This window comes from Paenarthrobacter aurescens (assembly GCF_025421775.1).
In the GTDB taxonomy this organism is placed as follows: Bacteria; Actinomycetota; Actinomycetes; order Actinomycetales; family Micrococcaceae; genus Arthrobacter; species Arthrobacter aurescens_B.
Genome location: NZ_JAOEFX010000808.1, coordinates 1 through 230, shown reverse-complemented (window position 1 = coordinate 230; position 230 = coordinate 1). Strand labels below are relative to the sequence as shown.

At 59.1% G+C, this 230-nt stretch carries 1 protein-coding gene; it reads right to left on the bottom strand.

The window, feature by feature from the left end; all coding sequences use genetic code 11:
• The coding region (locus tag N7568_RS25650; protein WP_261612421.1) for a hypothetical protein at positions 1 to 183 on the bottom strand (183 nt) is incomplete at its 3' end.
• Between the last annotated feature and the right edge of the window lie 47 nt (positions 184 to 230).

Sequence of the window (230 nt, the reverse complement as noted above, 5' to 3'; positions counted from 1 at the left end):
CGTGACTTCAATCTTGCCCGCGAGGTTGCCGAGGGCGAAAGATGGAACGTTCATGTCGCGCGGTGCCGTGGTGCCAAGCCCATCAATGCCCAGGTCCATACCCGTGCCCTGGACGAACTTGAGGAAATCCTCGGTAGTGGCGACATACACCATCCCCGGCGAGACGACCTTAGCACTATCCACATGCCCTGCTCCGGTACCGAAGACGACCTAGATGATTGCACCGTAGG